Source organism: Candidatus Limnocylindrales bacterium (genome assembly GCA_035571835.1).
In the GTDB taxonomy this organism is placed as follows: Bacteria; Desulfobacterota; Binatia; order UBA1149; family CAITLU01; genus DATNBU01.
Window position 1 is genome coordinate 19,566 of record DATNBU010000035.1, and the last position, 15,810, is coordinate 35,375.

The following is a 15,810-nucleotide window of genomic DNA, read 5'->3' on the forward strand; positions in this document are numbered from 1 at the left end:
AACGACGGTTGCACACTGCGTCCGCGCTATCGTCAGCCGCACTCGTCGTGCTGTTTTTTCCCGCGATCGCCGCGATCGCGGTCGATGCCCCTGGCACCTCGAACCACGATGGAGCAACGAGCACTTCTCCGGATCCCCGGGACGTCGCCCGCAACGAGATGATTGCGACGATTCGTCGCTACTCCGCTGCCGGGCCACATCCGATCAGCCGGCAGATCGAGGACGTGATGGCGCGTATCCCGAGAGAGCAGTTCGTACCGGAGAACGTGCGGGCTTCTTCGTACAAGGACATGCCGCTGCCGATCGGTCACGGGCAGACGATCTCGCAGCCGTACATCGTCGCGCTCATGACCGAGCTCGCAGCCGTCGACAAGGACGACGTGGTTCTCGAGATCGGCACGGGCTCGGGCTACCAGGCGGCAGTGCTCGCCGGCCTCGCAAAACAGGTCTACACGATCGAAATCGTCGAGCCGCTCGGACGACAGGCGGCGCAGACGCTGGGTCGTCTCGGATACCGGAACGTCGAGGTCCGCATCGGCGATGGTTACAAGGGATGGCCGGAGCACGCTCCATTCGATGCGATCGTCGTCACGGCCGCGCCGGATCGCATTCCGGAGCCGCTCATCGCGCAGCTGCGGCCGGGCGGCAGGCTCGTGGTACCGGTCGGAGGCTCGCTCGCGGATCAGAACCTCACCGTGCTCGAGAAAAAGGCGGACGGTTCGACTACGACGCGGGAGGTTTTGCCGGTGCGGTTCGTTCCGCTGACACGCTCGAGCGATGAGAACGCCCCGGACCGCGCAGCCCAGCCAGGCCAGCCAGGCCAGCATTGAAGGCTGGGCGGCACGCGCGCGACGGCCGTGTCCTTGCACCACGCTCGCTCACAACCTATGGCATCGCATGGAGGTAGCTATGGGATTTCCCGTGATCTGCATCTCGCACACGGACGGCTGCGGCGGTGAGAAGATCGGCCATGACGTCGCCGACCGGCTGGGCTATCGCTACGTGAACGAGGAGATCATCCTCGAAGCGGCGCGGCTTGCCCGCGTCGATCCGCACATCGTGGCGGCAGCAGAGCACAAGCAGTCGCTGCTCGAGCGGATTCTCGACAGCCTCGTCTCGGCACAGGAAAAACTTGGTCTGACCGCCCTCGCGGCGGGGATCGGCGTGCCGGCCTCGAGCGGTCCGTCTCAGCATGCCGACCGCGACGACCTTCGCAGCATGATTCGCGCCGCCGTCGGAGAAGTCGCAAAGGGCGGCAAGGCGGTGATCGCTGCTCACGCGGCATCGCTCGCGCTCGCCGGGCGACCTGGCGTGCTTCGGGTGCTCGTCACGGCGCCCGACGAAGCGCGCTGCAGCCGCATCGGGAACGAACGCAGCCTTTCGGCGGAAGAAGCTGCCGAAGCGGTCGCCGCGGGCGACGCGGGACGGCGGGAGTACCTTCGTTCGTTCTACGACGTCGACGCCGAGATCCCGACGCTTTACGACATGGTGCTCAACACCGAGATCCTGACGCCGGAGCAGATTTCGACGATGATTGTCGCGGCCGCGCAGTAGACCGGCGGCTGCGGCAAGACTGCGGCCGGCTATCGCTGGAGTGCGGCCGCACTCTCAAGGAAGAGTGCGGCCGGGCAGTCCGGAACTCCGGATTCAGGCGCCGATGGCCTTGCGGAAGCGCCGGATGACGACGTCGGCCGTCTTGCGGGCATCCGCGATGATGGAATCGGCACCTTTCTTGATATCCCGCCACGACTCATCGGCGCCCGCGGTCAGGCGTTTCAGCACACGCCCTGCTTCGCGCTGCGTGGATTTGAGCGTCCCGAGCTGGGCGCGGGCATCCTTGCGCAGCTCGCGAACCTTGGCGCGCGCATCCCGCTCGATCTTCTTCTCGGCCCGGACGAGCCCGCGCTGAATCTCGGCGATCGATTTCTCGAGATGCTTGACGCCCGAGGCGATCTCGCCATACGCGTCTTTTGCTTCCCGCGACATGGCGGAACCGGCCCTCGCCATCGCCATGGTTTTCTTCGTCGCGACTTTTTTCCTGGTGGATCTGGTGGCCATCTGGCCCTCCTTTGAACGAGGGCGGGGTGTTTTTTTGTTTCCCGCTCGTCGTATCGCCGACCCAACCTAGTCCCTGTCGTGACGTTGTCACCTCGATTGCGCCGTGAATCGCATCAGTGACTTTCCGATCGCTGCTACGGCTGATAACGATGGCTACATGATCAGGCCAAGGCAGATTCTGCTTCCCCTGCTCGTTGCTGTCGCGCTTGCAGCGGCTTCGCCGGTATCGGCTACCGACGACGCGGCGCCGGCCGCGGCAACGGCAAAACAGGCGAAGTATCTTCTCCACGTCGACGGCATGACTTGACCCTCCGGCTGTCCCGCGCGAGTTCGCGCGGCTCTGTCGAAGATCGAAGGTGTCGAGTCGGTCGACGTGGACATGGACAGCAAGACCGCAACCGTCACCGTGAAGGCGGGTCATACTTTGACGAAGGAAGCCTGTGACAAGGCTTTCGAGGGTACGAAGTATTCGGTCCGGACGTTCGAGAGCGCCGGCAGCAGCTGAACCCGGCGAATTGCCCGGCGCTGCGGCTCACGCCGGAGTCGCCGGGACTCGCCGCCTCTTCAGTACGGCCACGTCCAGCCGGTGATCTCCGGTCGATCGGTGCCGTTCTCGTGCGCGTAGCGCATATTGTCGATGATCGCGTTCTTCATCTCTTCCTTGAGATGGGTGGCCCTGGTTCGCAGCTTCGGCACGCGTTCGATCACATCGATCACCAGGTGGAAGCGTGATGTCTCGTTGAGCATCGCGAGCTCGAGCGGGGTGTTGATGTTGCCCTTCTCCTTGTAGCCGCGCACGTGCAGGTTGTCGTGGCCGGCGAAGCGATACGCCAGCTTGTGGATCAGCCACGGGTAGCCGTGGAAATTGAAGATGATGGGCTTGTCGGTCGTGAACAGCCCTCCGATCTCCCGCTCGGTGGATCCGTGCGGATGCTCGGATCGTGGCTGTAGCTTGAACAGATCGACCACGTTGACGAAGCGCAGCTTGAGGTCCGACACGCGCTCGCGAAGGATCGCGGCCGCGGCCAGCGCCTCCATGGTTGCGACGTCGCCGCAGCTGGCCAGCACCACGTCCGGCTCCGCATCCGCATCGGTGCTGGCCCGCTTCCAGATGCCGAGACCCTTGGCGCAGTGGACCATCGCCTCGTCCATCGTCATGAACTGCAGGTGCTTCTGCTTGTCGGCGACGATGACGTTGATGCAGTCGCTGCTGCGCAGGCAGTGATCGGCGACGACCAGCAGCGTGTTCGCGTCCGGCGGCAGATAGATGCGCGTAACCGACGGACCCTTGTTGGTGACGAGGTCAATGAAGCCGGGATCCTGATGCGAGAATCCGTTATGGTCCTGGCGCCACACGGTCGAGGACAGCAGGATGTTCTCCGACGCCACCGGCGCGCGCCATGCAACGTGGTTCTTCGAAATGTCGAGCCACTTGGCATGCTGGTTGAACATCGAGTCGATCACGTGCGCGAAGGCTTCGTAGGTGTGGAACAGGCCGTGGCGACCCGTCAGCAGGTAACCCTCGAGCCAGCCGAGCAGCGTGTGCTCCGACAGCATCTCCATCACGCGACCGTCACGCGCGAGCTCGCCGCCGTCGGCGTCTTCCGGAAGATAATCCGCCATCCACGTCTTGCGGCTCGCCGCGTATACCGCCTGCAGGCGATTGGACGCGGTTTCGTCGGGCCCGAACAGCCGGAAGCTCGACATGTTCATTTTCATCACGTCGCGCAGATATTCGCCGAGCGGACGCGTGTTCTCGTATTCGACCGCGCCGCGCTCCGGGACGTCGACCGCATAGTCGCGAATGTCGGGAAGCTTGAGCTCCCTGCGCAGCACGCCGCCGTTGGCGTGCGGATTGGCGCTCATGCGACGCGTTCCCTTCGGTGCGAGCGCTTTGAGCTCGGGGATCAGCGCGCCGTTCGCGTCGAACAGCTCTTCGGGCCGGTAGCTGCGCAGCCAGTCGTCAAGCAGCTTGAGGTTGTCCGGATTGCTGCGGACTTCCGAGAACGGCACCTGATGGGAGCGCCACGAGCCTTCCACCTTGTGGCCCTTGATTTCCTTCGGTCCGGTCCATCCCTTGGGCGAGCGCAGCACGATCATCGGCCAGCGCGGACGCTGCGGCTCTTTCGATTCGCGTGCGGCTTTCTGGTGCGCGCGGATCTCGCCGATGGCCTCGTCGAGAGTCGCCGCCATTTTCTGGTGCATCTCGGCCGGATCGTCGCCCTCGACGAAGTATGGCTTGTATCCGTAACCGACGAACAGCGCGGTGAGCTCCTCGTGGCTGATGCGCGCGAGGATGGTCGGATTCGCGATCTTGTAACCGTTCAGATTGAGGATCGGCAGCACGGCCCCGTCGCGCGCCGGGTTGATGAACTTATTGGAATGCCACGACGTGGCGAGCGGTCCGGTCTCGGCCTCGCCGTCACCGACGACGCACGCAACGATGAGATCGGGATTGTCGAGCACCATGCCGAACGAATGCGAAAGGCTGTAGCCGAGCTCGCCGCCCTCGTGGATCGAACCCGGAGTCTCCGGAGTGACGTGGCTGCCGATGTGGCCGGGGAACGAGAACTGGTGGAAGAAGCGGCGCATGCCTTCCTCGTCCTCGCTCTTGTCCGGATAGATCTCCGAATACGTGCCCTCGAGATAGGCGGGGCCGAGCACGCCGGGCGCGCCGTGCCCGGGACCGGCCACGAAGATCATGTCGAGGTCGTCGCGTACGATCAGCCGGTTGCAGTGCACCCAGGTGAACGACAACGCGGGACTTGCACCCCAATGACCGAGCAGGCGGTGCTTGACGTTCTCGGCTTCGAGCGGCCTGCGGAGCAGCGGGTTGTCCTTCAGGTAGATCATCCCCACGGCGAGGTAGTTGCAGGCACGCCAGTACGCGTTGATCAGTTCGAGTTCCCGGGCGTTCAGAGGTTTTTCCATGGCTCTCTCCATTGCTGCGCGAGTTTCCTGACGTCGATGATCCGACCTTCGCAATGAACGGCGTACCTATACACGAGCCGGAACCCGGCACGAGTCTGCATCGGGCACTGCGGTAAACCGCACTGCGCCGGTGTCGTTCGCGCGGGCCGTCCGATAGAAATCGGCAGCTTGGAGACAATGACGAACAGAGCGGTCGCACCGATATCGCCATCGTGCGGGGAGTGACGGCGCGAATGGCAGCTTCCAGCGATCAGGCGGTCTTCGGCCGGCGCTTCGCCAACAACCTGTGGCGGCTGATCCGCATCTACTGGACGTCGCCCGCCGGCAGAAGCGGCGGCGCGCTACTGGCAACCTGCATCTCCCTCGAATTCGGCGCGGTCTACGGCAGCGTGCTGATTGCGGCAGCCCAGAAGCGGGTCTTCGACGCCGTACAGGACAAGCAGATGGCCGCGTTCTTCGGAGCCATCGGCGGCTTTCTCGCCATCGTGCTGGTGTTCGTGCTGGTGTCGGCCTTCCGGATCTACGTCCGGCAATGGCTCGAGATGCACTGGCGCCGTTCGCTGACCGCGCACTATGTCGAGCGCTGGATCGGCCCGCAGGCGTACACCCAGAGGGAGCTTCACCGCGGTGAAGCGGATAACCCCGACCAGCGAATCGCCGAGGACATCCGCATCTTCGTGGCGAGCGCGCTCGGGCTCGCGCTGTCGCTGCTTGCAGCGCTCGCAACCCTCTTCTCTTTCGGCGGCCTGCTGTGGAGCCTGTCGGCCGACTGGCCGCTTCAGTGGTTCGGCAAGCCGATCCACATCCCCGGCCTGATGCTGTGGGTGGCCATCGTCTACGCGTTCGTTGCGATGAGCCTCACGCATTTTGTCGGGCGGCCACTGGTGCCGATCAACTTCCATCGCCAGCGCGTCGAGGCGGATTTTCGCTATGGCCTGGTACGCTTCCGCGACAACCTGGAAGCGGTGGCGCTGGCGCGCGGCGCCGTGTCCGAACAGCGTCGCGCGCTCGGACGCTTTCAGCACGTGGTCGAGAACTGGTGGCAGCTGATCGCCGCGCAACGGCGGCTGACGGTGCTTACGACGACGATCAGCCAGGTCAACGCGGTGGTGCCGCTGCTGATTGCAGCGCCGGCGTACTTCTCAGGATGGATGACGCTCGGCTCGGTCGCGCAGACGCGCGTCGCGTACATCCAGGTTGCCGGAGCGCTCGCCTGGTTCGTCTACGCATACCAGGAGATCGCGCAGTGGCGCGCGAGCATCGAGCGACTGTCGTCGTTCGCCGACGTGATCGATGCCGCGCATGCCGATCTCGTCCGCACCGATGGCATTCACGTGGAGCCGGTTGACGGCCGCGCGCTGCGCCTGCGCGGAGTTCGCCTGACTCTTCCGGACGGCAGGGTACTGCTCGAGTCCGCCGACGCGACGATCGAGCCCGGGCAGAAGCTGGCCGTGATCGCTGCGGCCGGCGTCGGCAAGACGACGCTGTTCCGGGCAATCGCCGGCCTGTGGTCGTTCGGCAGCGGCACGATCGAAATGCCTGCGCAGGCGCGAACGCTCTTCCTGCCCGAACGTCCGTATCTGCCCATCGGGACTCTTCGTGATGTCGTCTGCTATCCGTCGAAGTCCGGGGCGTTCGAAGACGCTGCGATCCGCGATGCGCTCGAAGCGCTCGGGCTCGAGCGCCTCGCCGTCCAGCTCGACAGCGAAGTGGACTGGGACAATCAGCTCTCCGGAGACGAGCAGCAACGCCTCGGCATCGCCCGCGCGGTTCTGCACGAGCCCGACTGGATCTTCATGGACGACGCGACCGCGGCGCTGGACGAAACCGTGGAAAAACGCGTCTACGAGCTGCTGGCGACGCGTCTGCCTGGCGCCACCGTGGTCGCGATGACGCGGCGGCCGGCCGCCGCGCAGTACCTCGCGACGCGCTGGACGCTCACAGCGAACGACGCCGGCGTGGCGGCGCTCGAAATCGGGGACAGACACTGATTTCGGAAAATCGGTGTCTGTCCCCGATTTCGGGAAATCAGTGTCTGTCCCCGATTTTCTACTGCAACTGCACTTCCAGCGTGTTCGCGTCAGCGAGTAGCGGGCTGAGCGTCGCCATCGACACGGCGGCGCCGCCGGGACGATACGGATTGGCTTGCCGATCGAACGGCAACGCGCTTCCGTTGAGCGTGAGAGCAGTCGGGCCCCAGCCTTTCGCGGCGACGCGGTAGACTACCGTCACCGGTTTTCCGGCAAGCTCGATTTCAGCGCTCAGTCCGTCGAGTGCCTTCGGCAGCACGGGATCGACGACGAGCGTGGAGACCGACCGGCGAACGCCGAGCAGACACTCGTGGATGAGACGCACTGCGATGCCGGCGCCGCTCGAATACACGCGCCAGCCGCCCTCGAAATCGACTTCGCCGGTCTTCACGTTCGCGTAGTCGGCCAAGGCCGCGTAGCGGTCCGGGAACATTGCGTCCGAGCTCGAGTAGTAGCAGTTCGCCTGGCGCAGCCGCGCCGGCGCGATCACCGAGCGAATGCCGCACGGGTTGGCCTGCTGCAGTGCGAGGAAGAGGGCATCGGCGTCACCGAAGTGCGCCATCGCCTCCGCGTATCGGAGATGGGCGTGCATGTACATGATGCCGATCTCGCGGCCGAAGTACGTGCTGCTCTCGGCGCGCTGGAAATAGCGCTGCGGTCCGCCGTGATAGTCGAACGGACGGTCGAACAGGCGCGCACCGTCGAGCCCCAGCAGATGCGTGCGGATCTGGTCGACGTGCGCACGCACCTGATCAGGAGTCAGCATGTCGTTGATGATGGCATGAATCATCGCGAGCACGCTGAAGTGGATGCCGGTGTTCGGGTCGCCCGGGTGCAGCAGGTAGTCGATGCGTCCATCTTCATGGAAATACGCGTAGCCGGTCAGCGTGCCGCCGACGACCAGCCGCTGCTGGAACTCGTCGTAGATGCGACCGGCCTGTTCGTGGAGCGGCGCCGCAGCGGCGGCGCGACCGATGCGCAGGAGCGCGGCCGCGAGCGCCGTGAGCGTCTGATAGTGCAGAGTGACGGTCCACGCGCTGCACAGCCTCTCGCACATGCTGGCATCGACCGGCTGCAGCGAGTCGTTCCAGTCGCCGTGGCCGTACGCCACGAGCGCCGTCGCGGGAATGATGCGCCCGGCAATCGCCGACAACGCGCGTTGCACATGAACCTCGACGGTCGCCTGCTCCGCCTTGTCGTCGCCGTCGGGATGAAAGAACGGAGCAACCGCTTCAAGAATCGAAACGTCTTCGGTAGCGCGCAGATACTCGGCGAGCGCCAGCAGCGGCCAGAAGACGATGTCGCCGTGCGAGTCGTTCGGACGGATGCCGCGCTCGCGCTCGAAGAACATGAACCACTGCGGCCAGTCGCCGTCGGCGTTCTGCGCGCGGAAAACCCGCAGCAGCAGGTCGCGCAGCGGCTCCCAACGGCCGAGCGCCAGCATCAGCTCGACCGGCCCCTGGCAGACGTCGCGGGTTCCCCACCCGCCTCCCGAATACTGCTCCAGTCCGCGCGGCGCGAGGTAGTGGATCATCGCGTTGTGCGCGAACCACGGAAGGATCTCCTCGAGGCGCGCGACGCCGTCGCCGTCATCGGCGTCGCTGGCTGCGCGCAGCGCGAACGGACCCAGCAGACCCTGCCAGAACTGTTCGGCCGCGGCCTGGTCGCGAGCGAAGTCCGGTGTCTGCGCAGGAGCAGGAAGCGCGGCGATCGGAAGAAGGTGTCCCGTGATCCGCAGATGCGCACTCGCGGTTCTTTCGAGAAGCACGGTAACGAAAGGCTGATTGCGCGACTGTCCGTCGACGAAGACGAGCTCGTCGCCGCCGACTTTCTCGATGCTCGTACCGGCCAGCATGCCGATGCGGAAGCTGCCGTCGGGAAAGCGCCGTCCGACGTCGCAGTCGGCGACTGGTCGAATGACGATGCCGTCCTCGTCGCGTGTGAGCTGGACAGGAGTCGCTTCGGCGCCATCGTCGCCGTTGATTGCGACATGATGTGCGATGAGGAAGCGCCGCGGCGGTCCGGCGAGCACGTCGACGGACAGGTGCAGCGCGTGGCGATCGGCCGGCGCCCAGCTGCGAACCTCGATCACGCCCGCGTGGTACTTGTAGAGCCAGCGACATCCGTTCGGCGCCATCTCGTAGGCCGACGGCACGTCGAGCAGATGGTAGCCGTCGTCCAGCTCGACGAAGATGCGCTGGCCGCCGGAGCGCACGAGCCCGAGATAGCTGCGCGACGTCGACAGCAGCCGGTTGATGCTGACGTGCCCCTGCGTGACCAGCGAGTGGAATACGCCCGCCATCCACGTCGTCGACGTCAGCGACGCCTCGTCCGGTACCACGTGATCGCCGGTGCGGATGAGATGACCGTGCGGGCGCAGGACCTGTCGCTCCTTCGCCTTCAGCACGACGTGCCGATTGGTCCCGGTGAAGAACGACAGGACACTCCCGTCGTCGCGTTCGACGTGCCGAAGCTGCTGGCCGAACGCATCGGCGATCTCACCTGCGCTGAGATCGAGCGCGTCGACGAGCGGGCAGGCACTGAACAGCGTTGCCGATGTCTGCGCGTCGTCCGGCGCCGGGCTCCCGAAATTTGATATGACCGATGCACCAGCATCGCCCGGAACTGCCGTCGCGGCCTCCGGCAGCGCCAGCAGCTGATCCACGAACGCGAGGTCCGTCGGCGACGATGCGTCCGCATGATCCGGCTCGAACCATCCGAAGAAGCCGCGCTGTACGGTCTCGCCCGCGGCGAGGCGCACCTCGGCATCCTGGATCACTGCCATCGAGTGCTCGTGCTGCTGCCGTGTTCCCGGCAGCGCTGCCGCACGCAGCCCGTCGGCGACGTCACCGGCGCGCGTGGCGAGGCCGTGCAGTTGCAGCGCGTCGGTCGCGAAGCTGACTGCGCGACTCAGCGAACCGACCATCGCCCACGGATGACGGCCACCCATCGACAGGTTCTGGCGCACGGCGAGCACGCTGCCGCACTGCGGATGTTCGAGCGGCGTGTGGTCGATGTACTGGCTGACGTAGTATTCGTTCATGCGCACGGTCCCGTAGTGCGCGAGCGCCATGTCCTGCGCGTAGACGAGATCGACGCTGACGGGACTGGCGCCGGTATTCTGGAGCGTCACGTGCCACAGCCATGCGGGCGTCGATTCCGGCAGGACCAGCCGCATCCGGAAGCGCACGTCTTTCCACTCGCCCTCGATACGAAGGCCATCCGCATCGACGCGCGCGACTCCCGGACCTGACGGCCCGAGCAGCGGAGTCGACTCGATGGCCGCGCCGCGGCGCCGTAGCCAGATATTGGCCGGCCCGCCCTCGACCTCCGTTCCGAGAAACAGATTGAGAATGATGTCGTTGTGATCGAGTCGCCGCACCGAGCCGTTGCGGTTGATCTGCACGCGCAGCCCCGACGGGCTTTCGAGCTGGGCTGGAAACGCCGGGGATGTCATCGTCTTGCTCCGTCAGGCCGCATCGGTTGTTCCATTCGTTGCGCGAGTCGCTTCTAGCGCATGATCACGTCGGCCGGCAGCTCACGGATGACGACTTCTTCGGCCGTGAAGCTGCGGGTCGCCGTGCCGTTGACGAGCACTTCCGTGGGCGCCGCGTCGAACGGCAGCCGTGCGACGATCCCGCCACGAGGCACGGCAAGGTCGCCGTCGATGTGCAGCTGCAGCTCTGATGCGCTCTCGCGTCGCAGCGTGTAGCTGAGTTTTCCGTACCACGTCGGCAGGCCGCGTACCTCGACTCCGCCGGCATCACTCAGCCATGCGGAGCTGAGGCCGGCGCCAATCACCAGCGACTCGTCGGCGTCGCGTTCGAACGCGAACATGCTGAGCAGCGAGAGCATGTACTCGGCGCCGATCCAGCTGTGCGGAAGATCGCCGAGGTGGCCCGGGCTCGTGGGATCGCGCCACGAAATTTCCGGCCACTGGTTCCACGGCACGGGACGCCGCTGGGAAAGAGCAAACTCGAACAGCTCCAGAGCGCCCTCTCGCTTGCCGATTCGCACCAGCGCGCCGATCAGGCGGACTCCGTAGGGAGTGTAGTTCGTCCAGTCGATCGCGCCGGCGCGCTTGCTGCGGAAACCGGTGAAAAACTTCTCGAACATCTGATCGACGACGTCGGCGGGCAGGTTGGCCGACTCGTCGAGCATCCCGAGCGCGTTGGACGTGGCCGTCGGATCGAAGTCGGCCCACTCGACGGAACCCGGAATGTAATCCAGCTTGCGCATGGAAATGGTGGTGCGAATCGATGCGTAGAGGTCCTTGGCAAAGTCCGCGTGCAGGCTGGTCAGGTGCTGCGCGTCCGCCGGATGATCGAGGATCGCAGCCATTGCGGCGGCGTCCTTGATCCCGCGAACGCCCCAGAAGTCGTCCCAGTACGAGTGTACGGGATGCGCAAGGTACCCTTCGTGGCTCGCGGACTCGGGCAACAGGCCGTAGCACGCGCGCATGTCGCCGGTCTGATACTCCGGCGTCAATCTCTCGCCGCGCAGCCGCTCAATGCAGCCGACGGCCTTGTGGACGACCGGCCACATCTCCGCGAGGAACGCGCGGTCGCCGGTGAGGCGATACTCCTCCATCACCGCATAGACGAGCTGGCCATGGCTGTCATGCTCGACGAGCCAGTCGACGCCGTCGCGATCGATTACGCACGGGACGAATCCGTCTTCGCGCTGAAAGGGCGCATACCAGCGGATGAACTCGCGCATCGCGTCGTCGCAGCCGACGCGCAACAGCGCAGCGCCCATGATCGCGCCGTCGCGGATCCACGAGCGTGTGTAACGCCGCGGTCCGGGCTGAAGCGCCGGCCCGTCGCGATTGATGAGGATGTGTGCTGCCGCGGTCCGGAGCGCGTCGATTGCGGAAGGTACCGCCGGAACGCGGATCTCGACTTCTCCGAGCGTCTCGCGCCACTGGTGAACGGCGAGCTCGAACTGCTCGGCGCCGCTGATTCCAGCCGGAAGCAGCGGTGCGTCGTGAATGTCGGCGGCGGCGCCGAACGGGATGGCCAGATAGACGTCGCTCGCGACGCCGGGCTCAACGTCGAGCTCGTAGCAGAGCGCAGCCCAGCCGTAGCCGAAGTTGTCGCGCATGTCGTCGGCGTCCGGCATCGTCCTGGTTTCGATGCAGCCGGTGATGTCTTCGTCGAACGTCGCCGCTCCGTAGCGGCTCGGCTCCGTAAGCGGAACGACCGCCCTGCTGCGATTGATCCAGATCCCGTTGGGGCGGCGGACGATCTCGCGCACGGGGCTGACGCCGCCGAGATTGCGAAAGCTCTGCCACGGAGGCGTCACCTGGAACGGACGCAGCGCAGCGAAAAGCCGCACCGCTTTCGATGTCGTCCCCGAATGCTCGACGCGATAACGGATGTAGAGCACCGCGTCTTTTGATGTCCCGGTCGCAAAGGCCGTGGTCCGGAGCGTGACGTCGCCGCATGTCCACAGCGACGACGGAATCGGAAGGTAGTCGTCCTCGAGCTGCTGGACAGGCGCGGCGTCCGCCCACGTGAACAGTTTGCCGCCTGTCGTAAGGAACGGTTCGATCGAGAACGTCCCCTCGTCGACTTCGACCATGCCTTCTTCGTTGAGAAGCGCACGTGCAACGCCGTCGGAAATGCCAACCGGCGTCCAGTAGGTCTGCTCCCGGCGCAGGTATTTCGGATAGTGTCCGCGCGGCTGGCCGGCCGCGACGTTGTGGAAGAACTCGTTGATCGAGCGCGAGAAATCATACGGCTGCAGCCGCACGCTCGAGATTCCGACACCTTTCGTCGCGTCAGCCGCTTCGAGCTCGATGCGGATGTAGCGCGAGTTGCCGGAGGGCAGGCTCGCATAGTTGCGCTTGGTGCCGGCGCGAGGCGCGGCATACGCCAGCTTCCACGACGCCGCGTCGTTCGACGTCTGCACGGAAAACCGGCGCGCCGGCGCGGCCGGATCCCAGTCGATGATCAACCCGCCGTATTCGTGTTCGTTCTCGAGGTCGATGAGGAACCACTGCTCGGCGGCGCCGGCGACGCTGCGCCACCTGGATTCCGGGTTCGCGTCGACGGCGAAGCCCGCTTCGTGGCCGGAGACAGCGGTCGATGCCGTGACGGTCGGCTCGGCCGGGAAGCTCAGGTCCTCCACTTCGAGCCGGCTGATCCACACGGTGCCCTTGCCTCCAGGGCCGGCGGTGATCGCGAACTCGATCGCCGCGACTTCCGCAGCAGACCCGCCTCCGGCAGGTCCCCACGCGAACTCGAACTGGCTGCTGCCAATCCGCATCGGCTGCCAGTCCGCCGCAAAGTCGAACGCATCCTGCTGCCAGCGCCAGACATTCTTCCCGCTCGGATCAACCAGCTTGAGCTCGAACTTGTTACGCGGCGCCGCTCCGCGCACGTCGAAGTGAAACGCGTAGGTGTGAGCCAGCGATAACGACACGACGCGACGGGCCACGACGAAACCGCCGCCGCCCTTGAAGTCGTAGTCCAGGCGCATGCACGGGCCGGCGGAATCCCGCTCGTGCGTCAGACGCAGCTCGGCCAGGCCTGATGCGACGACTCCCCAATCCGACAGATCTTCGAACGGATCGAGAACAGAACGATTCATGGCCACCTCTGCCGCTACATACGGGATTCGACTGGACGACTGGAACCCGGTTAGCGTTACCGGAGGCTTCGCGCAACATCCGCAGCGGTCCGCAGCTCGTCGTAGCGAGCAAGCGCCGCATTCGAATCGACGATCTCGAAGAACTCGAAGCGACGGATGCGGCCGCTGTCCACGAGCATGAGCACGAAAAACTCGCTCTCGTACTCGCCGCCGCCGCGAGGGACCTTCCCGGTGCGCCGCGAATAAAAAACACCTCCGTTCGCGTCCGCGCAGAGCCAGAAGTTTTTCGCATCGAAGCGTGAATCCGGTGCGAGGGTCCAGAGCGCGGTCACGCTCTCCAGGTACGCCTGGGAACCTTCGAGGCGGCCGAGCCCACTGTGGCGGTGGTCTTCGAAGACGAGGTCTTCGGCGTACGCCTCGCGCAGCAGCTCGCAATCCTTGTCGTTCCACGCATCGACCACTTTGCCGAGCACCGTCGTCATGGAGCAGAGCGACGGATCGATCGCCGCCCAGCGCTTCCATACCTCACGCTGGGCGTGGCGACCGTCGTCGATATCGAACAGGACAATCGCCGCCAGCTGTCCCGCCTCGTCCGCCTCCTGCACGGCGAGGTACTCGATCTCGAACCGTCCGCCGGGCGGGCCGCCCGACCAGAGCATGTTCTGCAGGATCACGCGCTCGCCAGCCGTGCCGATGACTCGCGATTCCGGATGCGCACCGATCGCAACGCGTTCGCGCGCCGAAGCGACCAGCATCTCGCTGCCGCCCGACACCAGCGCGAGGCGCCGGCGATCGTCGAAGACCATGGTCGGTGAGCAAAGCGCGCGCATCGGGCTCCAGTCGCCGGTCGCGAATGCATGCTCGAATGTTTCCTGCCATCGCTCCATGATTGCCGAGGCCACATTGCCTTTGCGCAGCGCTGCGAGCGGATCGCGCGGCGTCGCCTCACGAGCCCGCAGTTCCTCGAAACGGGCGCGCGCCTGCTCGAGTTGCTCCGGCGCGTAGACGTCCAGCCCCGCCGGGCATGCACCGCGCGACCGGATGATCTCGTCGAAACGAGCCAGCGCTTCGGCATCCTGCTCCGCTTCGAAGCAGTCGGTGCTCGCAAGGAGGCCGTCGGCTGCGAACTGAAACAGATTGCAGACTCGATTCTCGAACAGGCCGCCGCTCTCCCGGGACGTGCCGGAGAAGGTCACGCGGACGAGCAGCGCGTCGAGCTCGAGAGCAAGGATATCCTCGATTCGGGCGCTGAAGCCGGGGCTCGTCAGCTCCGCCTGCTGGCGCCAGTGCTGCATCTGCTGTTCACGGTTCTGCGCACTCCAGGTACCGAGCACGCGATGGTCCACGGTCTTCCCTGATGGGGAGATGCTCGCTTCCATTCGCTCCAGATCGATCGGCCCGTCCCAGACTGCATTGTGTGCGATTGCCAGCGCGCGCGAACGCGCGACACCGTCCGGCTCTCGCTCCGCATACAACTCGTAGAGGCGCGTGATCGCCTGGCCGAGACGATCGCGAGCGAATACTTCGTGACGCACGACAAGCCCCTGCTCGCCGACCTCGGCCACCAGGATCGTCTCGTTCTCGTATTCGCCGACGTCGAAGCGCTGTCCGCGAGTACCTCTCGCGTGAATGCGCCGGCGGCCGAGCATGAGGGAACCGAGCGTCGCGAGCGGCTCGACGCGGTAGCTCGCGTCGCTCGAGCGCAGGAATCGAACGATCGACGCGCAGGCTTCCGTCTTTCCGTAGGTCGCTCCGGTCGGGTGATCGATCTCCACGTACGAAGGATGGCAGACGGCCGCGACGCCCTCAGCGTCACGCCGCTCGACGGCTGCGGACATTCGATCGGATGCGACGGTCGCAGCGTTCGGTCGCACGCGGCGCGGTGCCGTGAGCGGCCGCGAGCCAGCCGTGATCTCGCCGAAACGAGCCAGCGCCTCGGCCTCGCACTCGGTTTCGAAAAGCTCTACGCCCGCATTGCGGCCGTCGGGTGCGAACGTGAGGATGGCGCAGATCCGGTTTTCGAAGGCCCCGCCGCTGTCACGACCGGTACCGAAAGCGGTAATGCGGACGAGAACTGCGTGGGGTGCACAGGCGAGAACGTCGTAGAAGCGCTGCGCAGCGTCCGGCGCAAGGTCACGCTGCAGGCTCCAGTGCCGCACGAACTCTTCGGGGCCGTCCGAAGACCACGTCGCAAGAG

The 15,810-nt window shown here is 65.5% G+C and carries 9 protein-coding genes and 1 pseudogene; 5 read left to right on the forward strand and 5 right to left on the reverse strand.

What is annotated here, in order from left to right:
• Nucleotides 1-8: 8 nt before the first annotated feature.
• Together VN634_15760 and VN634_15765 are read left to right on the forward strand one after the other, a co-directional pair.
• On the forward strand, nt 9-830 hold the full coding sequence (locus VN634_15760; protein ID HXC52338.1) for a protein-L-isoaspartate(D-aspartate) O-methyltransferase: 822 nt from the start codon (nt 9-11) through the stop codon (nt 828-830).
• 79 nt (nt 831-909) lie between these two features.
• Nucleotides 910-1,554, forward strand: a complete 645-nt coding sequence (locus VN634_15765; GenBank protein HXC52339.1) for a cytidylate kinase-like family protein — start codon at nt 910-912, stop codon at nt 1,552-1,554.
• A gap of 93 nt (nt 1,555-1,647) precedes the next feature.
• Here VN634_15765 and VN634_15770 read toward each other — a convergent pair whose 3' ends face one another.
• Nucleotides 1,648-2,013, reverse strand: a complete 366-nt coding sequence (locus tag VN634_15770; protein ID HXC52340.1) for a hypothetical protein — start codon at nt 2,011-2,013, stop codon at nt 1,648-1,650.
• 202 nt (nt 2,014-2,215) lie between these two features.
• Between VN634_15770 and VN634_15775 the strand changes: the two genes are divergently transcribed.
• Together VN634_15775 and VN634_15780 are read left to right on the forward strand one after the other, a co-directional pair.
• Nucleotides 2,216-2,365, forward strand: a complete 150-nt coding sequence (locus VN634_15775; protein ID HXC52341.1) for a hypothetical protein — start codon at nt 2,216-2,218, stop codon at nt 2,363-2,365.
• A gap of 18 nt (nt 2,366-2,383) precedes the next feature.
• Nucleotides 2,384-2,563: pseudogene (locus VN634_15780) on the forward strand (heavy metal-associated domain-containing protein).
• Between the two features lie 59 nt (nt 2,564-2,622).
• Here the strand turns inward: VN634_15780 and VN634_15785 are convergent.
• Nucleotides 2,623-5,001: a phosphoketolase family protein gene (locus tag VN634_15785; GenBank protein ID HXC52342.1), complete on the reverse strand. Its 2,379-nt coding sequence runs from the start codon at nt 4,999-5,001 to the stop codon at nt 2,623-2,625.
• A gap of 221 nt (nt 5,002-5,222) precedes the next feature.
• Here VN634_15785 and VN634_15790 point away from each other — a divergent pair, with 221 nt between their 5' ends.
• Nucleotides 5,223-6,980, forward strand: a complete 1,758-nt coding sequence (locus VN634_15790) for an ABC transporter ATP-binding protein/permease (GenBank protein ID HXC52343.1) — start codon at nt 5,223-5,225, stop codon at nt 6,978-6,980.
• Nucleotides 6,981-7,038: 58 nt separating this feature from the next.
• Here VN634_15790 and VN634_15795 read toward each other — a convergent pair whose 3' ends face one another.
• The 3 genes from VN634_15795 to VN634_15805 form a co-directional block, all read right to left on the reverse strand.
• Nucleotides 7,039-10,476, reverse strand: coding sequence for a hypothetical protein (locus VN634_15795; protein ID HXC52344.1), 3,438 nt, complete (start codon nt 10,474-10,476; stop codon nt 7,039-7,041).
• Between the two features lie 53 nt (nt 10,477-10,529).
• Nucleotides 10,530-13,613 carry a discoidin domain-containing protein gene (locus tag VN634_15800; GenBank protein HXC52345.1) on the reverse strand — a complete coding sequence of 1,028 codons (3,084 nt, stop codon included), beginning with the start codon at nt 13,611-13,613 and terminating at the stop codon, nt 10,530-10,532.
• 56 nt (nt 13,614-13,669) lie between these two features.
• The coding region (locus VN634_15805) for a nuclear transport factor 2 family protein (protein HXC52346.1) at nt 13,670-15,810 on the reverse strand (2,141 nt) is incomplete at its 5' end.